This is a genomic window from Sneathiella limimaris, assembly GCF_012932565.1.
Lineage (GTDB): Bacteria > Pseudomonadota > Alphaproteobacteria > Sneathiellales > Sneathiellaceae > Sneathiella > Sneathiella limimaris.
This window is the reverse complement of record NZ_JABBYJ010000001.1, coordinates 449,246-469,431: the sequence shown is the minus strand read 5'-3', so window position 1 is coordinate 469,431 and position 20,186 is coordinate 449,246. Positions and strand designations below refer to the sequence as shown.

At 47.8% G+C, this 20,186-nt stretch carries 18 protein-coding genes; 2 read left to right on the top strand and 16 right to left on the bottom strand.

Translation table 11 applies throughout. From position 1 onward, the window contains the following. Positions 1 to 193: 193 nt before the first annotated feature. From HH301_RS02180 to HH301_RS02120, 13 genes are all read right to left on the bottom strand, one after another. Positions 194 to 2,851 carry a molybdopterin-dependent oxidoreductase gene (locus tag HH301_RS02180; RefSeq protein ID WP_169566437.1) on the bottom strand — a complete coding sequence of 886 codons (2,658 nt, stop codon included), beginning with the start codon at positions 2,849 to 2,851 and terminating at the stop codon, positions 194 to 196. Between the two features lie 21 nt (positions 2,852 to 2,872). Beyond that, positions 2,873 to 4,645, bottom strand: coding sequence for an ABC transporter ATP-binding protein (locus tag HH301_RS02175; protein ID WP_169566436.1), 1,773 nt, complete (start codon positions 4,643 to 4,645; stop codon positions 2,873 to 2,875). 9 nt (positions 4,646 to 4,654) lie between these two features. Next, positions 4,655 to 5,734, bottom strand: coding sequence for an ABC transporter permease (locus HH301_RS02170; RefSeq protein ID WP_169566435.1), 1,080 nt, complete (start codon positions 5,732 to 5,734; stop codon positions 4,655 to 4,657). A 57-nt stretch (positions 5,735 to 5,791) separates the two neighbouring features. After that, on the bottom strand, positions 5,792 to 7,153 hold the full coding sequence (locus HH301_RS02165) for a CmpA/NrtA family ABC transporter substrate-binding protein (RefSeq protein WP_169569463.1): 1,362 nt from the start codon (positions 7,151 to 7,153) through the stop codon (positions 5,792 to 5,794). Between the two features lie 339 nt (positions 7,154 to 7,492). After that, positions 7,493 to 8,728, bottom strand: coding sequence for a CmpA/NrtA family ABC transporter substrate-binding protein (locus HH301_RS02160; protein ID WP_169566434.1), 1,236 nt, complete (start codon positions 8,726 to 8,728; stop codon positions 7,493 to 7,495). An 11-nt stretch (positions 8,729 to 8,739) separates the two neighbouring features. Then, on the bottom strand, positions 8,740 to 9,330 hold the full coding sequence (locus tag HH301_RS02155) for an ANTAR domain-containing response regulator (RefSeq protein ID WP_169566433.1): 591 nt from the start codon (positions 9,328 to 9,330) through the stop codon (positions 8,740 to 8,742). Between the two features lie 119 nt (positions 9,331 to 9,449). After that, entirely contained in the window at positions 9,450 to 10,391 is a 942-nt protein-coding gene (locus tag HH301_RS02150) for a ribose-phosphate diphosphokinase (protein WP_169566432.1), read from the bottom strand. A 10-nt stretch (positions 10,392 to 10,401) separates the two neighbouring features. After that, positions 10,402 to 11,934: a thymidine phosphorylase family protein gene (locus tag HH301_RS02145; RefSeq protein ID WP_169566431.1), complete on the bottom strand. Its 1,533-nt coding sequence runs from the start codon at positions 11,932 to 11,934 to the stop codon at positions 10,402 to 10,404. Between the two features lie 246 nt (positions 11,935 to 12,180). Beyond that, complete coding sequence (locus tag HH301_RS02140) at positions 12,181 to 12,699, bottom strand: DoxX family protein (protein ID WP_169566430.1); 519 nt, start codon at positions 12,697 to 12,699, stop codon at positions 12,181 to 12,183. Positions 12,700 to 12,703: 4 nt separating this feature from the next. Then, positions 12,704 to 13,438: an HvfC/BufC family peptide modification chaperone gene (locus HH301_RS02135; RefSeq protein ID WP_169566429.1), complete on the bottom strand. Its 735-nt coding sequence runs from the start codon at positions 13,436 to 13,438 to the stop codon at positions 12,704 to 12,706. After that, positions 13,435 to 14,328: an MNIO family bufferin maturase gene (gene bufB, locus HH301_RS02130; RefSeq protein WP_206378129.1), complete on the bottom strand. Its 894-nt coding sequence runs from the start codon at positions 14,326 to 14,328 to the stop codon at positions 13,435 to 13,437. Before bufB ends, HH301_RS02135 begins: the two co-directional genes overlap by 4 nt. 2 nt (positions 14,329 to 14,330) lie before the next feature. Further along, on the bottom strand, positions 14,331 to 14,627 hold the full coding sequence (locus HH301_RS02125) for a BufA1 family periplasmic bufferin-type metallophore (protein WP_169566428.1): 297 nt from the start codon (positions 14,625 to 14,627) through the stop codon (positions 14,331 to 14,333). An 81-nt stretch (positions 14,628 to 14,708) separates the two neighbouring features. After that, positions 14,709 to 15,212, bottom strand: a complete 504-nt coding sequence (locus tag HH301_RS02120; protein WP_169566427.1) for a YHS domain-containing (seleno)protein — start codon at positions 15,210 to 15,212, stop codon at positions 14,709 to 14,711. Positions 15,213 to 15,559: 347 nt separating this feature from the next. Here HH301_RS02120 and HH301_RS02115 point away from each other — a divergent pair, with 347 nt between their 5' ends. Both HH301_RS02115 and HH301_RS02110 read left to right on the top strand, forming a co-directional pair. Further along, positions 15,560 to 16,129 (top strand): TetR/AcrR family transcriptional regulator, encoded by a 570-nt coding sequence (locus HH301_RS02115; RefSeq protein WP_169566426.1) that lies wholly within the window; start codon positions 15,560 to 15,562, stop codon positions 16,127 to 16,129. Positions 16,130 to 16,350: 221 nt separating this feature from the next. Continuing rightward, complete coding sequence (locus HH301_RS02110; RefSeq protein WP_169566425.1) at positions 16,351 to 17,130, top strand: fumarylacetoacetate hydrolase family protein; 780 nt, start codon at positions 16,351 to 16,353, stop codon at positions 17,128 to 17,130. A 27-nt stretch (positions 17,131 to 17,157) separates the two neighbouring features. Here HH301_RS02110 and HH301_RS02105 read toward each other — a convergent pair whose 3' ends face one another. The 3 genes from HH301_RS02105 to HH301_RS02095 are packed head-to-tail and all read right to left on the bottom strand — an operon-like array spanning position 17,158 to position 20,185. Beyond that, positions 17,158 to 18,051, bottom strand: a complete 894-nt coding sequence (locus HH301_RS02105) for a DMT family transporter (protein WP_169566424.1) — start codon at positions 18,049 to 18,051, stop codon at positions 17,158 to 17,160. Positions 18,052 to 18,053: 2 nt separating this feature from the next. Continuing rightward, positions 18,054 to 19,451: a M20/M25/M40 family metallo-hydrolase gene (locus tag HH301_RS02100; RefSeq protein ID WP_169566423.1), complete on the bottom strand. Its 1,398-nt coding sequence runs from the start codon at positions 19,449 to 19,451 to the stop codon at positions 18,054 to 18,056. Then, positions 19,448 to 20,185 (bottom strand): SDR family NAD(P)-dependent oxidoreductase, encoded by a 738-nt coding sequence (locus HH301_RS02095; protein ID WP_169566422.1) that lies wholly within the window; start codon positions 20,183 to 20,185, stop codon positions 19,448 to 19,450. Before HH301_RS02095 ends, HH301_RS02100 begins: the two co-directional genes overlap by 4 nt. Position 20,186: the final 1 nt, after the last annotated feature.

Genomic DNA, 20,186 nt, shown 5'->3' with positions numbered 1-20,186 from the left:
AAAATATCAACTACGCCCAGCGCAGGTGGACACATGCTCACACTTTAGGATTAATAGCAACTGAAATCCGCATTAACATGAAATAAAATTAATAAAAACCTGTCTTGAATATAGCGGAAAAGGGTATTCGGGGACTTTTACAAGTTTATATACACCCAGGGTCACCAAAATCTTCCACGTCCTAGTTCCGCTCTCATTGTGCTGCGACGAGCATATTTTTTTTGATTATTTCTGCTATTTCAGAGCGGCAGGATCCACAGTTGGTGCCGGCTTTTGTCTTTTTCCCAATAGCACCAACATTGCAGTAGCCAGCCTGAACGGCAGCGGCTATCTCGTTTGCGCCGACACTTAAGCATGAGCAGACAATGGCGCCTTTATCTATTTCATTAACTGGGGCCCTGCCCGCTATCAGTTTGTACCGCTCAACGGGATCTGAAAAATCTTCTTCAAACTTTGCGCATAACCAACTTCGCGATACAGAGACAGGGGACGGACCCACGTATAGAACGGCTTCTATTCTGGTTCCTTTAAACCAGGCGTACCGGGTTTGACCTTTGGTATTGTCCTCATAAAAGAGAGGCTCTGATCCTGAGCGAATTGACAGACAATTTTTTAAGGTTGTCAGATCTTTCTGATAAGTTGCGTAACCAGCGAATTCTGTTCTCCAACCGCCTTCCGTTTCAACGCTTGCCCAATAGGCGTCGTCTGGCAGGGTAGGTTTGTTACGGGTTAGCAGGAACATATAGATCTCTGCATCAAATTTCTGCAATGAAATGGTTGTGTTTTTGGATGCGGGCTGTCCAGAAATGGGATCGGCTATGGGGGGGAAAAGACTGTTTACCCTTGCATTTGACGCAAACTGATCTGTCCAGTGCATGGGCACATAGATTTGCCCTCTTTTCTGTCGGGAGGTGAGTAGGGCTCGCACTAAAATACGTCCAAAATCGTTTTTCAACTCGACAATATCACCAGCTTCAATATTCAGCGCTTCTGCATCGTGGGGATGGATTTCTGCAAACGGTTCAGATAAATGGGCAGAAAGGCGAGTAGATCGGCCTGTCCGGGTCATGGTATGCCATTGGTCTCTAATCCGTCCGGAGTTAAGTTGATAGAGATTGGTTTTAAGTTTTGTCTCTGGCGACTCTATCGAGATAACCCGCGCCTTTCCATCTGATGTGAAATAGTTTCCGTTTGAGAAAAATGGGGTTGAGGAAGTTTCCTTATTTTCAGTAATGGGCCAGCGAACGGGATTCAAATCGTCATATTCAGATTGGGATAGGTTCGAATGGGCACCGATATCAAAATCTCGGGATCCATTGTTATTTTCTGCAGACAAAGCAGCATGCTCTCGATAAATGTCAGCCGCAGACGAATAGGAAAAGGCATCTCTAAATCCCAGTCTTTTACCCATTTCCGCCAATTGCCACCAGTCTGGTTTGGCTTCTCCAGGAGCAGGCAAAAAGGCGCGTTGCCGAGAAATTCGCCGTTCAGAATTTGTGACGGTCCCGTTCTTTTCGCCCCATCCGGTCGCAGGGAGGAGGACATGGGCATATCGGTTGGTATCAGTATTCTCGTAAATGTCGGATACGACAACAAACGGACATTTCGATAGAGCGTTCTTAATGAAGTTGGAATTTGGCAAGCTGTCTACAGGGTTAGTAGACATGATCCACAGGGCCTTGATATCTCCGCGATCGACGGCATTGAAGAGATCAACGGCCTTCAGTCCTTGGTTGGTTGCGATTGTTGGGGAGTTCCAGAAGGATTGGACTATATGCTGGTGCTCCTTATTATCCAGATCCATATGGGCAGCCAGCATGTTCGCAAGGCCGCCAACTTCCCGTCCACCCATGGCATTGGGCTGGCCAGTGATAGAAAAAGGACCGGTTCCCGGCTTCCCAATGCGCCCGGTAATCAGGTGGCAATTGAGGATTGCATTAACTTTATCCGTACCGATGCGGGACTGGTTTACGCCCTGGCTATAAACAGTGATCGTTTTTTCGGTCTTCTGGAAAAGCGCATAGAATTGCTGAAGAAGATCTAGCTCCAGTCCAGTTTTTGCCGATATTGATTCAAAGGTCAGGGCCTCGCAATGGGCCAGAGCGTCGTTGAAACCTTGAGTGTGGTTCGCAATATAGTCTTGGTCATGTGCCCCGGTTTTTACGAGATGAGTAAATAAGCCCATGAACAGTGCAACATCACCGTCAGGATCAATTGGTAGATGAAGATCAGCAATATCGGTCGTCATGGTCCTTCGGGGGTCAATAACCACAACTTTCAAATCAGGCCGTTGGTCTTTCGCGACTGCTAGGCGCTGGTACAAGACCGGGTGGCACCAGGCAAGATTGCTGCCAACCAGAACAACAAGGTCCGCGTTTTCCAGATCTTCATATGATACGGGAACAGTATCACTGCCAAAGGCGCGTTTATGGCCAGCAACACTGGAAGCCATGCAAAGTCGGGAATTTGTATCGATGTTTGCCGAACCAATGAAGCCTTTCATCAGTTTGTTGGCAACATAGTAATCTTCGGTGAGAAGTTGTCCTGAAACATAGAAGGCAACTGAGTCAGGTCCGAATTTGGAAATGGCGTCTTTGAATTGTGAGGTTACAAGATCAAGTGCTTCATCCCAGGTTGAGTGTTTTCCATTGATGGTTGGTTTAAGCAATCTACCATCGACCGACATGGTTTCAGCGAGTGCAGAACCCTTCGAGCAGAGCCCGCCATAGTTTGCGGGATGATCTGGGTCGCCTTCAACTGATATCAGTCCGCTATCGTCAAACTTTGCGATAATCCCGCATCCCACCCCGCAGTAGGGGCAAGTGGTCTTGCACTCTCCAGCTCTGGTCACGCAGCTACCTCTTCTTTGCTTTCATGATGCACACCCTGCCGATAAGAGCTCTTCGGGTTTGGATTGCTGCGTTTGGCGGGCAACCCTTTCCTTGCGTTTTGCTGTAATCCCAGCCAGTTGTTCTGGGGTGGGATTGGCGCCGCCTTCATAGGCATCCAGGAACTCCAGTAATTCTTCGCGATATGCGTAGTAATCCGGATGTTCCAAAAGGGCCTTGCGTGACCGCGGACGGGGAAGATCAACTTCCATGATGTTGCCTATTTTTGCGTTAGGACCGTTTGACATCATCACAACCCGATCAGCCAATAGGATCGCTTCATCCACATCATGGGTGACACATATGGCGGTAACCTGGGTGCGTTTCCAAACGTCCATCAGTACATCTTGCAACTCCCAGCGAGTTAAGCTGTCCAGCATGCCAAAAGGTTCATCCAGCAGAAGTAATTTGGGTGAAAGTGCAAAAGCCCGCGCAATTCCAACCCGTTGTTTCATTCCGTTGGAAAGATCCGCCGCCAGCTTATCCATAGAGTCGGCAAGGCCAACTTTAGAGAGATAATATTCGACCACATCTTTACGTTCTAACTTGTCCGCATCTGGGTAGACCTTATCTACACCCAGACAGACGTTCTCATAGGCGGTGAGCCAAGGCAGAAGGGATGGGGCCTGGAAAACAACGGCACGGTCTGGACCCGCTCCCTCGATATGGGTTCCGTCGAGAATAATCCCACCTTCAGAAATATCATTGAGGCCTGAGACCATCGAAAGGACAGTTGATTTTCCGCATCCGGAATGACCGATTAGGGTGATAAACTCGCCCTTGTTCATTTTCAGATCGAACCCATCAACTACGGTTAGGGGGCCTTTAGATGTTGGATAAACCTTTTTGACCTGGCTGAGTTCCAAATAGCGATCCTCATGAACAGATTCTGCGGCTTTGACGTAAGCTGTTGGCACTTTTTCCCGTTGGGTGATGGGCACAATATCGGGAAGGTTTATTTCCTTTTCGGTATACACACCGCGTTCTGCACCGATGTCCATCAAGTATTGAGTAATCTCACCTCTGAGGCGGATAAATTCCTCGCTACTGTTAATCTCTGCGCGATCCCTTGGCCGGGGAAGATTTACTTTGAATTCTCGGCCTAAAGTCGCGTTCGGCGCTGGTGTCAGGGCAATTACCCGATCCGCTAGCAGAATGGCCTCATCAACATCGTTAGTGATGAGGATGATGGTTTTTTCCTCTTTCTGGGAGATATCAGCAAACTCATCCTGTAATTTAGCGCGGGTCAGCGCATCCAGTGCAGACAAGGGCTCATCCATCAGAAGGACTTCCGGCTGCATGGCAAGTGCCCGTGCTACAGCTACACGCTGACGCATACCACCAGACAGTTCCGCAGGTCGTCTATCAACCGCGTGGGAGAGCCCAACCATGTCGATATAGGTTTGTGTGATCTCTGCTTTCTCTTTACGTGATTTGGATTTGTGAACTGCATTAACTGCGAGAGACACATTTCCAAAGACCGTTAGCCATGGCATTAGCGAATAGGACTGAAACACCAGCCCACGCTCTGGTCCGGGACCTGTCACTTGTTTGCCGCGGAAAATGACACCGCCAGTGTCTGGTGTAATAAGACCAGCCAATGCAGAAATTAGTGTTGTTTTTCCGGATCCCGAGAAGCCGACGATAGCGATGAATTCACCTTCTTCAACCTTCAGGTTGATATTATCCAACACTTCGGTTCGGTTTGCGCCTTCACCGTAATGCTTGGACATTCCTGATATTTCTAAAAATGACATTCGCTTGCCCTATCGGTTTGAAGAGAACGTAAAGGCCGTCTGCAGCGCATACATGATACGGTCCAGAATGAAGCCAATGATGCCGATGGTCAGAACGGCGACCATGATTTTGGCAAGGGATTGAGAAGATCCATTCTGAAACTCATCCCAGACAAATTTTCCAAGGCCAGGGTTCTGCGCTAGCATTTCTGCAGCAATCAGCACCATCCACCCAACACCAAGGGAAAGTCGCAATCCAGTGAAGATAAGGGGGAGAGAGGAAGGTAGAACCAGTTTTGTAATTGTTTTCGCAGTCGGGAGTTGCAGAACTCGACTGACATTCATCAGATCTTTGTCAATGGAGGCGACACCAAGGGCCGTATTGATAAGGGTTGGCCAGAGGGAACAAAGCGTTACGGTCACCGCTGATATCATCATCGATTTGGGCATCCAGTCCCAGGGCTCGATATAAAGGGCTGACACAACCATTGTTACAATCGGAAGCCAGGCAAGCGGAGAGACCGGTTTGAAAATTTGGATCAATGGATTGATCGCACCGTTCACAGCTTTAGAAAGACCCGACGCAATTCCAAGGGGAACAGCAAAAATCGTCGCGATCAGAAAGCCAAGCCCCACTGTACCAAGGGAGGTGAAAATCTGATCAATATAGGTTGGGGCGCCTGTGTAGGAGCGATGTTTAACTTTGTCTGCCTTGCCAGCTGCAATCAGTTTTTCATTGCGTTTATCTTGCCGTTCATAAAATGCATCCGCTTTTTCTCTTTCTCGTATGTGATCCCCCCAAAGATTTACAGTTTGCTCCCAAACCTGAGAGGGTCCTGGAATTGCACCGAGAGAGGTTTGGACGCGAGGCGCTAACACAGCCCAAGCAATAAGAAAAATCGCAATCCCCATAAGCGGATAAAGTAGAACTTTTCTGAGCTCAGTTAGCTGCTCTTGCGGGTTATCACCCGCTAACATTTTGAGAATAGGAACTAACCAGGAGAACCCGAGGGCGTTCAGCCAACCGGACGCACTGTTAATAATGGTGAATAGCTTCTCTTTTCTCTGACTAGCCTTACCAGCTGTTATAACTTCAGAAGTATTTGTCATATTTCGGGTCCTTAATTTGGGAAGGTAGGGGCCGCAAGAGCGGCCACCCTTGCTGGTTTACCCTTCGACCAGAGCATCGCCCTTGATCATCTGTTTTGACTTCAGACCAATATTGAGGGAGTCGATATAGGCGTTTGGTTTTTTGCCATCGTAGGGGATGCCATCAATGATATCGGCTGCGGGTGTAGGTTCCCGGTAACCATCAGTTCCCCAAGGAAAGTCAGCTTTTTCTACATAGCCTTCGTCCACAAGCATTTCAGCCGCTTTCAGGTAGATATCGGGGCGGTAAACAGATTTGGCGACTTCGTCATACCAGGCATCGCTTTTGTGCTCGCCGATTTGGCCCCACCGGCGCATCTGAGTGAGGTACCAAACTGCATCCGAATAAAATGGGTAGGTTGCGAAATGACGATAGAAGACGTTGAAGTCTGGAACATCACGCTTGTCGCCTTTTTCGTACTCGAAGGTTCCAGTCATGGAGTTGGCGATCACTTCTTTGTCTGCACCCACATATTCGGAACGGGATAGGATCTCAACAGCTTCCATCCGGTTGGCATTGTTATTTTCATCCAACCATTTTGCCGCCCGGATCAGAGCCTTGGTCAAGGCAAGGGTTGTGTTTGGATTTTGTTCAGTGAACTCTTTGGTTAGACCAAAGACTTTTTCTGGATTGTTTTTCCAGATTTCATAGTCGGTAACAACTGGAACACCAATGCCTTTAAACACGGCTTGTTGGTTCCATGGCTCACCCACGCAGTAGCCATAAATTGTACCGGCTTCCAAAGTTGCGGGCATTTGTGGGGGAGGCGTTACAGATAACAAAGCATCTGCTTTGATCTGACCGGATACATTTTCAGAACTATAAAAGCCGGGGTGAATACCGCCCGAAGCCAGCCAATAGCGAAGTTCGTAGTTATGGGTGGACACAGGGAAGACCATACCCATATTAAACGGCTTACCTTCTGCCTTGAACTTATCCACGACTGGCTTTAGGGCGTCGGCCTTGATGGGGTGGACAGGTTTACCATCAGGGCCTGAGGGAATATGTTCTCTCATCATTTCCCAGATTTCATTGGAAACAGTAATCCCGTTGCCGTTGAGATCCATAGAAAATGGGGTGACGATATGAGCCTTGGTACCAAAGCCGATTGTCGCTGCAAGTGGCTGCCCGGCCAACATATGAGCCCCGTCTAGTTCGCCCGTTATTACCCGGTCCAAAAGAACTTTCCAGTTTGCCTGTGGCTCCAGTGTGACGAAGAGGCCCTCATCCTCGAAGTAACCTTTTTCATAGGCAATGGCGAGGGGTGCCATATCTGTCAGCTTAATAAAACCAAACTTCAGTTCATCCTTTTCCACATCCAGCATGTCCGCTTTGGATAGTGAAACTGTTGCTGCTGCTGCAAGGAGTGCCGCACTCATGGCCAGAACGGTCCGTCTTGCAAATTTTAAAGCACCCATTTTGAGCCTCCTGTTATTAACCTGTGATCAAATTTGACCAAAAAAAAAGCTGCTATGCGGCTCCGCAGCGGTCATTTCTGACCGTCGAAACAGCATGGCAGCTTTGCCAGTGTACCCGTCGCTGGGCACTTAAATGTGTATGGCCTTACAGTAGCAAGCACTGTGCCAATTTTTGTTAATTTAAAAACTCTTTAAAATTCAATATTTTATAAGAAATGTTACTTTTATGATTTTTGAGCAGGCAGATTATTAGTTGTGCAGATGCATAAAATTTGTGCGGTGCAACAGATGTTGAAAGCACTATTTTTGATCAGCTTGAGCCCTGATATATGTCTCAAGATTGTCCGGATCAAAAACTTGCCCATCAAAGAAACCATCTGGACCAAGGGCTAACTGGCCTTTCATCGTGCCGACAAACTGAGTGTGCTCAAGTGCTCCTTCTACCTTTGCATTGGCAGAAGGGATTGGCACCTGGAGGTCTGCAAGTGCAGCTCGATATAAATCCGGTCGATAACAGGATTTCAGCTGTTCCGCATGCTCCGGGGACCAGTCTGTGTGACCCCATCGCACCATTTGACTGTAAAACCAGAGTCCGTGACTGAACCAGGGAAAGGTTGCAGCGCGCTCGAAAGGAATGAAGAAATCCTGGATTTGGGAAATCTCGCCGTTCTCAGTTTTAAACTGGCCGCGAAGTGGCTTTTCAAGGATTTCAGCGGGCACCCCAATATAGTTGCTATCGGAAAGAAGATGAGCCAGTTCTTCTGTATTTTCTGATGACCCACACCATTCTGCTGCCTTGTAGAGGGCGCGGATTGTAGCCGAAAGGGTTGTGGGGTGATTGGCGGCAAATGTGTCGCTGGCACCCAAAACTTTCTCTGGGCTATTTCTCCAGATTTTGGATTTGGTTGTCAGAAGAGTTCCTGCGCCGTCCTCTATGGCGATGCTGTTCCAGGGTTCTCCGACGCAAAACCCATCCAGCATGCCCGATGAGAGGGCATCTGGCATCAGTGGTGGCGGGATGACCACAATTTCCACATCGGTGTCTGGATGAATTCCGCAGGCAGCCAACCAGTATCTAAGCTCGTAATTATGGCCGGAGAAAGGGTGAACAACGCCAAAAACCAGAGCATCTTTACCTTGCTTTTGGCGGTCTTTGATTAAGTGGGACAGCTGGTCGCCCGCTTCTCGAGCAGTCATTTCAGCCAAGGGCTTCGGGCTGGCAATATCAGCTGCAATGGCATTTGAAATTGTAATGGCATTACCACCGAGTCCTAGCGCCATTGGTGCGATGATTTTAAGAGGTAAGGGCATAAGTCCTAATAACGATGCAACCGGCATTGGGGCGAGCATATGGGCGACATCGAAATGGCCAATTGCCATGCGGTCTCTGATATTAGCCCAGGAGCTTTCTTTCACAAGCAAAAGATCAATATCCTCGGCCTCAGCAAATCCTTTTTCTTTAGCGGCAATCAGAATTGCCGCATCCAAGAGTGGCAGGAAACCGGCACAGACTGTATTCGGGCTCTTATCGTCCATCGGGCTTTCTCCTACTCGTCCATCAGAGATGCGGTCATGATGATGCTGTCAGCGATTTCGAAGATTTTCTGGCTTCGGTTCATGGCAGTTTTACGCATCAGATTATAGGCCTGCTCCTCGTCTATGCCTTTGGTCCGCATCAGGATGGTTTTGGCACGATCTATGGTTTTGCGCTCGGCAAGCTCGTTTCTAGCGGTTTCAAGCTCCCTCTCCATTTTCGAGAAAGCCCGGTAACGTGTTATGGCCATATCCATAATTGGTTTTACTCGATCCTGACGCAGACCATCCACAATATAAGACGACACACCGGCCTCAACAGCAGCTTCGATAGATTGCTGGTCCGAGTTGTCAACAAACATGGCAATAGGCCGCTTGACACTTTTAGAAAGGGCAAACATAGCCTCCAGCATATCCCTGTTTGGGTTTTCAAGGTCGATGATGATGACGTCGGGATCAAGGCTTTCGATCTGTCCGGCGACACCGCGGATCTCATTAAGGACAGTCACTAAAGAATGACCCGCATCCTCCAGGCCATCCTTGATGATGGAGGCCCGGATGCGGTTCTCGTCAATAACAAGTATTTTGACATCCACAGTGGTCATGTCGTTATTGTGCATGTGCAAAATTATTTGTGCAACGCAATATTTTGAGGTGGATTTATAAAACCTGAAGTTTTTACGCCCTCAACATACGAGTTTAGTTAAGGCTGCGGAGAATTTTTTTAATCTCTCGAATGAGACCCTTCTGAAGCAAACTGGCTGATGCAATCTGAGATAGGTTCCACCAGAAGCGGCGCAATATCGATGGCATTAGAGCTATGCCTGATGGTATTTGTTGTCACCAGTGTCTCTATGCCGGAGGACAAAAGCTTGGCATCACTGTTATCCGCAAATATTCCATGTACCGCAATGCACAAGATATGATTGATGGTATGTTTTTTGACCTCGTCGACACATCGAAGAATGGTCTGGCCGCTGGAAATAATGTCATCAATGATAACGGCTGTATAAGACTGGTAAGTTTTTAAATCCGGAAGAGTGACTGTCACTTCTCGGTCGCCAAAACGCTGCTTCTCGCCGATAACATATGGATGGCCACTTAGCTGGGCAATTTCAGATACCCATTGTTCACTTTCTTCATCTGGCCCGATCAAAACCAGTTTCTGATGGGTTTTCAGCCAACCTACCAAAGCAGGAGCTCCCTGAATGACCCTAGATGGCACAGTGTATATTTCGTCCAAGGAGTTATACCGATGAAGGTGCGGGTCAATTGTTACGAGCCAGTCGATATGAAGAGACATGTTTTTTGCAAATATTCTGGAGGTGATAGCTTCTCCGATACGAAAGCGGCAATCCTGTCGCATATAGCTTAGATAGGGCGCAACCAAGCCAACTGACGTTGCCCCAAGCTCCCTTAAGGTTTCCAATAGAAACACAAGGGGCAGGTATTTTTCATTTGGGTTAGTCAGATCAGCAATCACGATACATGGGCGCCCCTTGATGGCTGTTTCAACTCGCAGATAGGTTTCTTTGTCTGGGAAGGAACGAATTTCCAGTTTTCCGGATACCGCATTCAATTGTTGGGCCAGAGCAGCTTGAAGTGGATGGGGCTCCAAAGCAAAAATAACAGGAACGGTAGATTTCTCAGCGGCAGATTTTGTCATTTTATGTGAGCTATTGTTCTTTGAATGAAAACAGAGATGCTTGCTGGTTATAGAAAGCTAGCGCGTAGTCACGCTCTCCTGGACTATCACTGTACAGGGTAAACAGGGGTTCACCTTTCTTCAAAACTGACCCCGGCTGAGCATGGAGCCTTAATCCTGCCGTGGGTATTCCAGGCGCTCCTGCGAGCTTTGCCAAACGTGCGAGTTTTCGATTATCAATTTCCAAGAGTGTGCCAGTTACAGGAGAAGTTTCGGTGTGCTGGTACTTTGCTTCTGGCAAGGTTTTCATGCCACCCTGAGCCCTTAGAATACGTTGAAATTGGCGCCAAGCTTCGCCGTTATCTACGATTTCGGCTGCCTTTTTTGTAAGCTTGTCCTGATCTTCCTGATATGCGAGAGAAAACAAATGAGATGCTAAAAGCAGGGCTCGTTCCCTGAGGTCCTTTGGTGCGTCTTCTTGGCCCTGCAGGACAGCTAAGACATCTCTGGCTTCCTCAGCTGGGCCAATACCGCGCCCGACCGGTTGAGTGCCGTCTGTTATGACACAGCGAACTTCTAAGCCGCAAGCCAGACCCACATGCGTAAAGAGGGAGGAAAGTCGCTCGGCGTCTTTTTGCGAGCGAACTTTTGCGGTGGGACCCACCGGGATATCGATCACCACATGTGTAGAGCCTGCAGAGACTTTCTTGGAAAGTACTGAAGCGATTAACTGACCTTCCCCGTCCAGATCAAGTGCCCGCTCGACACGGATCATCAGATCATCGGCTGGACTCAGATTGACGGCGCCTCCCCACGTTAGGCAAGCATGTGTTGAAGCAACAACTTGTTGTATATCTGGTAAATTGAGATCAACAGTGGTTAGCACTTCCATAGTATCAGCTGTTCCCGCTGGGGAGGTGATCGCGCGTGATGAGGTTTTGGGAATGGTCAACCCTGCTGCACTGACAATTGAAACGACAATTGGTGTCGTTCGGTTTCCCGGTAACCCTCCCACACAATGCTTATCCAGTACCATTGGGAGATCGGGCCAACTGAGCCGCTTTCCATTGTTCACCATTGCTTGGGTTAGATCTATGATCTCATCCACATCCAATCGGCTGCCTGCGCAAATACTCAGGAAACAAGCTATCTCAATATCAGAATAGCGGTGAGCGCTGATGTCCGTAATAATATTCGATATTTCTGAGCCCTTCAATTTGTGGCCAAAGACCTTTTTGTGAACGGCTGTGAGTGAAGATACGATTGGAGCATGACTGAGTGTGACCGAATTTCCTTCGGCCACATTCAGCTGTTGCATCGCAATTTTTGAAAAACCTATGCTGCCAGCTGGGATTACTTTTTCATCCACAACATTAAGGGTGGCAATAATGCTGAGTTCCTGATGCTGAACCTGAACACGGCTTTTTGCCGTAAAACCTTCAGAGCGACATACGTGGCAGTCGCTGCGCATATAGATAACCAGCTCCTGGTTAGTCTCGATACCGATATCGACAACGGTCAGGGAGTTTGTAGCCGCGTCAGTCTCCAGTGTTTTACCAGTCATGAAAATTTACCTTCATCCCAGACCTTATAAACCGCGCAATTTAGGATCCAATGGATCAGTCTAGCCGTCAGGCACTGGTTTTATAAACTGGTTTTTTGAGACTTGGGTAAAAATGAGAACTTAGTCCGCAGGCCTAAGTATTCTGCAAAATCGAGTTTCAAATATGACACGGTTCAGATCTCTGGCTTTCGAATATCCCTAGAGGTCGGCCTGTGTGGACAAGTAGCAGTTCCCGGATCCGCATACTTATCTTCTCTGAAAAACAGTGTTTTTGACTCTATCTCTTTCGACAAACGTCTTGTGCTTATCCTCATTGGTCAGCATGAAAATCAGATGATCCAATGACCAAGAACCCGACCCTTGCCGCATGATAGCGAGAGAGAGGGCCATCCAGCCAAGATGAGTCGACAAAAAGGCATCAGGGTAGACAAAAATCTGGATAACCAAGGTCATGATTAGCAGGCCAGCGGCGGCAAATCGAGTGGCAAAACCAGCCAGAAGCATCAGCGGTAGGATATGTTCTGCATATGTTGTGAGTGGTGCAAGAAAGTCAGCCGAAAAAAATGGCAACTTATATTCTTCCTCAAACAAGTAATAGGTACTGTCGCTGATGGTCAGTAGATCTGTGACCTTTGTGCGGGCGGACATCCAGAATATTCCAGCAAGACCCAAACGTAGGGTGAGTTTAACGAGGTTATCGGGAATTCTTGACATTAACGCAGTTGAGTTGGCGGCAGTCGAATAGATTAAGTTTGTGGATGTCATGTTGCTATTTCTCCGTTTCTGGATTGGCAATGATGAGAAGACCCAGGTTTATGTATTTGACGAAAACCTCGATCATGAAGGTGGCTTTTTGTTCATCTTCAATTTTCTCCAGGTCATTGATGAAAGGTGTGCCATCTCGGATTGCACTGAAGATTTCTTGCTCCTGGCCTTGAATAACCACCTGATGGAGGTCTCCATTTACATGCCATATCGCTACGGTTTCTCCACTCCAGTTGGACACCGGTTCAGGCACCTCTCGCTGATGGTGGGTCCAGATGGTTCCAACAGGGTAAAATGATTTGACTAATGTCGCGTTTGGTGCGCGCATCACCGGGCGATTGAGGGCTCGAAGGATGTCCTCAGCGGTCGATATGTGATTGGATGGCAAAAAGGATCCATTTTGGGAAGTGGATCTGGCCCATTCCAGTCGAGCCATGTCAGGTAGATATGGAACTTGATGAGCGGGCTCGAAATCCTCTAGAAACTCTGAAAAGTGTTTTCCATACTCCACTAAGAGAGGAGATGTTGGAGGAAAGAGCGTCGCATATTCTTGCGCCATAGCATCGAAAAATTCCTGTCCAACCAGCTGTTTTACGACAGGAAATACTTCGCCCAGAACATCAATCAGCCGCGAAAAATAGTTGCGTCTATAGACATTAAACCGACCACCAGCATTGAGAATGTCGTTTGGAAGGGCTGCTTCGTGGTCCCTTATCGCATTGGCAAAGTCTTTAATCACAGGGATTTATTCCTCACTGAAGTCATCAAAAATTGAGCATGTGAAACTTCTTGAAGAAGGACGTGAAATGGCGGAACGTTGTTGTCACGTTCTATCAGTGTTGGGCGTGGGCCGATCTTGGAGAGAAGATCACAGTATAGTGACCAGACAGCTTCATCGACTTCCATACCATGTGTGTCCAATAAGACTGGATTGCCATTATCATCATCTGATCGCTCATACCCGGCGAGGTGGATTTCACCGACATCCTCAAGGGGGATCCGCGAAAGCCAATCTGTTGTTTGCCAGCCATGGTTTTGTGTTGAAACGTATAGATTATTGACGTCGAGAAGGAGCCCGCATGATGTGCGATGAATAAGTTCGGCAATAAAGTCGGCTTCGAATAATCTGTCGGATTGAAACCTGACATAGCTGGCTGGGTTTTCAATCAGCATACGCTTGCCGAGGAACTGCTGAACATGATCAATTCTGTCGGTCAGATGATGCAAGCTTTGTTTGTTATAGGGGATTGGCAGCAGATCATTGAAATAAATCCCGTTGTGACTAGACCAGGCAAGATGTTCAGAAAAACAGGCGGGCTGAATTTTATCTATCAGAAACTTCAGGCGCTTGAGATGACTTGGGTTAAGGGGGTCTTCACCGCCGAGGGATAAGGCGACACCGTGAATAGAGATAGGCCAGATCTTTGATAGATCCTTGAGGAGCTCAAGACGTGGTCCATTATCCATAAAGTTTTCAGCGTGGACTTCAAGAAAATTGATGGATTTGGGATTGGCTCGAAGCCCAGAGAGGTATTCTCGCTTCAAACCAACCCCGACACCAAGGGGCAGCCTCGGCCAGTCGGTGGGGGCGAGGTTTAGATAACTGGTATCCGAAGGCATGCCTGCCATGGTTAATTGCCTACTTCTTTATACTCTTTTAGCTGGCCGAAGCCTGTTGGGGAGCTTGGAGACTCAATAGTTGTGCAAGTTCCCTTCGGGACCAATTTCCAGGCATTTCCCTGATAATCCTTTTTGGAACTTCCCGCGCAGGACGTTCCGGGACCGGCGGCACAATCGTTATATCCCGCTAATGAAATGCCGAAGCATTTCTCCTTCGGCTCACGTGCCTCGGCTGGGTCAGTAGTAAGAAGCCCACTTGCTACAGTGGCGAGGGCTGCTGAAATAACGACCTTTTGCTTGATGGACATATTGATATCCTTTCAATTCTCATAATTTGAGTGGAGGTGGCCGGTCTTTCTCAAGACCGGTCCAGAGCGGTCATCGCGGGTTTAGTTCAGCGATGCCGGTGTCTGGTGTTTAAGGTCTGGCCAGATTTCGTTGGCTTGCTCAATGTTGCCTGTCAGGTTGCGGTTCCAGGCAACAGACACATCTTTGTTGACGTTTAGATAGAGTTTACCGTCGACGATTTTCCAGACATTTGGGTCACCGTCCAATTTCTTGCCAAGTGCAACGCCCATTGCGCAGAAACCACCAAACTGTGGAAGGTAACGGTCAGGGTCTGCGATAAAGGTTTTCATGTTTTCGGCACTTGAAAAATAGTAGGTGCCGCCGGTGTGCTGCACAGCAAATTTCTTCATCCCTTTTTCAGGGGCGCCTGAAGTGAAGTAGGCAACTGGGTCATAGCCGCGCAAAGCCAAGAATTGTTCATCGGTATTTACGGCTGATGTTGCGTTGTCGACGACAGCGTAGCTTGGGGTGCTTAAGGTGATGGTGGTAGCAGCCAGGGTGAGACCGATTGCGGTTAACACAGAACGTCTGGTCAGTTTGCTCATTTTCATATCTCCAATTTCAAAAATCAGTTTTAGGGCCTGAAGCTAACGTCTGCTGTTTCGTCCGGATGTCGAGAAAGTCCCACTTCCAACTGTTTGATCTCACAGCCAATACATTGAATCGGGTTTTTCGATCCTGCTAGACATCAACACAACATTAACAGATCAGTAAATGTTAGATAAGGTACATTAACCGAACGGTCAATGTTAAAATAAATAAATTACGAGAAATTATGATTTTTGACAGACTCTATTGAAAAAAATGGCTGTTTACTGCAGAATGGTGCGAGGTGAGGAATATTCAGTTCGAAACCATTCTGTAATGGTTTTTTTGAGAGGAATGTAATTTTATGAGTGCTTCTAAGCGTGATGAGCTGGTACAAAGAGCTCTAAAAACCTTCTATCAAGGTGGGTTCCACGCCATTGGAATGGATAAGCTCGCTAAGGAAACAGGGGTTTCCAAAACCGCTATCTATAAACATTTCAGAACTAAAGAAGAGCTGATACTTGCGACACTGAGATTGCGAGATGAGCAGTTTCGGAACTGGCTGATGCGTAGGGTGAGTGAGTTAGCAAAGGAGCCAAAAGAGCGGTTACTTGCAATTTTTGATGCTCTGGGAGAGTGGTTTCTGGAGTCAGATTTCAAAAGCTGTATGTTTATCAAGGCATCTTCGGAATACCAGGATCGCTCAAGCGCGATTCATGCGACTTCTGCGGAACATAAAAGACTGTTGCTGCAATATTTTACTGATTTGGCGAGAGAAGCGGGTGCAAAGGATCCGGATCGGTTGGCATGTGAACTCCTTATTGCCAAGGAGGGCGCCATAGTCCTGGCGCATCTCTTTACCCCTGAAAATCTTGCTCGAGACGCTAAAAGAACAGCAGAGCGAATTATAGAGGCTGAGTTCGCGACCGAGTGATCCGCCTGGCAGGAACTTCTTACTGCTCAGCTGCTTTTTTAATCATGTCGGTCAAGTCTCTTCTGCTTGACCTATCCTATGACATAAGCGCACTTTTCGTTGGTCTAATAGCTGAAATTTCATGGATGGTTTGTTTTCATCCCGTCTATAATCCTTTATCAAGAGTGCACATTCTTTTTTCTTCCATAAGTGCTCATATTTGCAAAGTTAGGGGTTAAGTTATGCGCTTTGTCCGGTTCAGAAAGGACAATGAGATTGTTCATGGTTTGGTTGAGGGTCGAAAGGTCTATGAGCTGACAGGATCTATATTCTCGCAGCCAAAAAGGACGGGAGAAATTTTTGATCTGGATGGAGTTGAATTGGATATTCCTGTTGTACCCCGAACCTTTTATGCGGCGGGTTTAAACTATCAAACTCACCTTGAAAAAATGTCGGCTGCAGTTGGGCTTGATGCTAGTGCACCAGATGCCCCTGATATCGGATACCGAGCGAATAATGCGCTGACTGCACATGAGCGCCCTATCATTATTCCAGCGGATGCAACTGATCAGGTTCATTATGAAGGTGAGCTAGTTGTTGTAATCGGTAAAGAAGGGAAACATCTGACGTCGGAAACAGCAATGGATGTGGTTTTTGGTTATACCATTGGGAACGATGTTTCCGAGCGGAGTTGGCAGAAATCTGACAAGACCATGTGGCGTTCCAAGAATACTGACACTTTTAAACCGATGGGCCCTTGGGTTGAGACGGAAGTTAATCTTGAGGCAATGACGACCACAGTCCGTTTAAATGGGCAAGAACAGATCAAGTTTAAAACCAATGACATGATAACGGGTATCGTTCCCTATTTAGTTCACATGACTAAATATCTGACCCTATATCCTGGAGACGTAATTTGGATGGGCACTGAAGGCACGTCACCAAATTTGTTAGATGGGGATGTGGTTGAGGTGGAGTTGAGCGGTATTGGTACGCTTCGTAATCCGGTGATCCGACTGTAAGGATAGGACAGGTTTGAGGTCCACTCTTTATCTGTAAGGTGAAGAGAGACCTCTACGTTTAGGTTCGACACGCTGGACAGCAAGTGCGCACAGAATGATCAAAGCGCTTCCGGCAAGTGTTTGCCAGGTCGGAGATTCTCCAAAAATGACAAACCCTGAAAGAATAGCAAATACGATCCTGAGATACGGAAATGGAGCCATTGCTGACACCTCGGCAACTCGGTAGGCTTCTACAGTCAGGATCATGCCGATGGTTCCAAGGGACCCTGCAATTATCAGCAATAACATGGCGTGACCCTCTAGGGGTTGCCAATCCAGTAACAAACCTGGCGAGGCACCGATAGTTGTAATTAACCCGATATAGAGCATTATGGTGGCGGTATGTTCGGTTCTTGCCAGAATGCGGTTTTGGAAAACAAGAGCTGCCGCGGCGACTGCCGCAAGAAGCCCAAATAGAATACTAAAATCAAAATTAGACTTGGAAAGCCCGGTAACGTTACTTGCGATTGCAACACCAACAAATCCAAGGGCTGTGAAACCCCACCTCCGGGCAGAGACTGTTTCTTTTAATAATGGTGCGGCTAGCGCGACAACAATCAGTGACGTTGTGAATGTAAGGGTTGTGGCTAAAGCTAAATCCAGGAGCTGAAAACTTTTGTAATAGAAAAACCAGCAGACGAGGCTGGTTATTCCACGAATGAAATGCAAACCTGGGCGAGAGGTCCGGATAAGTGTTGGGTTTCTGACAAAAATCCAGATTGCAACAATGGCTAATTGGACGAAGGCTCTAGCGAAGACAATCTGACCGTCGCTGGCTGAGGTTCCAAGATATCGAACGGCTATGACTTCGCCAGTAAAAATCACAGCAGCAATGGTTAAGAGCATTGCCCCTTTAACATTATTAATGGAACCTTCTGCCATGTTCAGGCTGCTTGATAATCAGATGGGCTTTGCTCGCCAACCAGATCCAGAAGTTTGATCCAGGCTTCAACACCTTCTTTGACGGCAGAAAGTCGCAGGAATTCATTGGGGGCATGGAACTGTTCATCCGCAGTGGAGAAGGAGAACATAACAGTATCAATCCCAAGAGTCCCGAGAACGAGGTCTGATAGTGGTAGTGTTGCCCCTACCCGAACGCGAAGTGGTTTTTCACCGAGTGTCTTTTCCAACGCCGTTTCTGCAGCGAGTAAAAGTGGGTGCTTGGCAGGAACCGCATAGGCGCGGGTCCAACCTCGATCACCACTAATGGTAAGCTCTACACCATCAGGGCAAAGGCCCTGGATATAGGCTTTGGCGGAAGCTCTGATCTTTTCTGGGTCTTGTCCAGGAACTAAGCGCATCGTGATTTTAGCGTGTGCCTCGTTGGGGATCACAGTCTTGCTGCCAGCTCCTTGGTATCCGCCCCAAAGGCCATTGACCTCTAAGGTTGGCCGGTCCCAAAGTCTTTGCAAAGTCGAATAGCCTTCTTCTCCGAACTCAACGGAACCAATGTTGGCAGTCCAACCTTGGCCATCAAACTCAATGGCATGCAGATCTGCTTCAGTTTCAGCATCCGGCATAATTACATCATCATAAAACCCGGGGATTGTAACCTTGTTTTTGTCGTCATGCAGACAGGCAATAATACGGGCCATTTCATGCAAGGCATTTGGGACTGCGCCGCCGTAACGTCCTGAGTGTAAATCCAGGTCGGCAGTTTTGATGGACAGTTCAAATCCGCCATTCCCTCTGGATCCAACATTTATGGCGGTGAGATCGGCTCGCCATCTGGCCCCGTCTGCCGACAGGATGGCATTAGCGGCCAACAATTCCCGATTTTGGGAGAGGATATTGGGAAGTGATGGCGAGCCAGTCTCTTCTTCTCCTTCCAGGAGAATTTTGACGTTAAAGGGAAGTTCGCCCTGAGCAGCCATGTGACAGCGTAGAGCTTCAAGGGCAATCAGTGTTGGGCCCTTGTCATCTGATATGCCACGCGCATAAAGTCTTCCATCCCGTTCCTGCATATCGAAAGGATCTGAAATCCATTGGTCCAGTGGGTCAGGTGGTTGAACATCGTAGTGACCATAAATCAAAAGCGTTGGTTTGCCAGGTTTAGCCAACCATTCAGCATAAAGCGCGTTATGCCCGCCAATACCTCCATCCAGTTCTTGAATATTGCTGAACCCGATGTCTATTAGATGTTCTTTCAGAAAACTCCGGGCTTTATTCATCTCTTCGCGGTAGGCCGGATCAGTACTTACAGATTGGCAGGCTAGGTAGTTTTTGAGACGGTTTAGAAATGCCTCAAGATCATGCTGTTCAAGCGGGCTTGGGGAACTCATCGGTGTCCTCCGTCAACGGAAAGAATTTGGCCAGTAATCCAGTTAGATGCATCACTGGCGATAAAAGATGCGGCGTTGGCGATATCTTCGGGAGTGCCAAGCCTTCGCATATGAATATTTTCAATGAGCTGCTTTTGCCCTTCTTCTCGATAGCTTTCCCATTGTTTTTGGGTTGCTTCATTGGACAGAACAAATCCAGGCGCAATTGAATTGACTGTAATTCCGAAAGGCCCCAACTCTAAGGCAAGCTGTTTCGTCAAACCCACTAGAGCGTGTTTCGACGCAGTATAGCCTTGGATTTTTGTCAGGCTTGGCCGCAATCCCGCACCGCTACTTATCGTAATGATCCGGCCTGATTTTTGCTTTTTCATCTCCGGCGCGAACGCTTGTGCGAGAAAAAAGGCACTGTCTGTGTTTGCGGCGAACAGGGCACGCCAATCAGCCTCTTCAACATTTTCGACGGGTTGGTGTACCTGATGGCAAACCCCGCCAGCTGCATTGACCAGAATAAGGGGTGCCGTATGGTTTTTTTTGATCATCTCATGAAGTGCGCGAACGTCACTTTGATTTCCGAGGTCAGCCGGATAACCTGGCATTTGGAGGTTGGCACAGGCTTTTTCGAATGAGGGTCCTGGACGATCGGTCACAACGACTTCAAATCCATCTTGGGCGAGGCGTTTTGCAATTGCAGCACCAATCCCACCCACGACACCTGTTACTAAGGCGACAGTCATG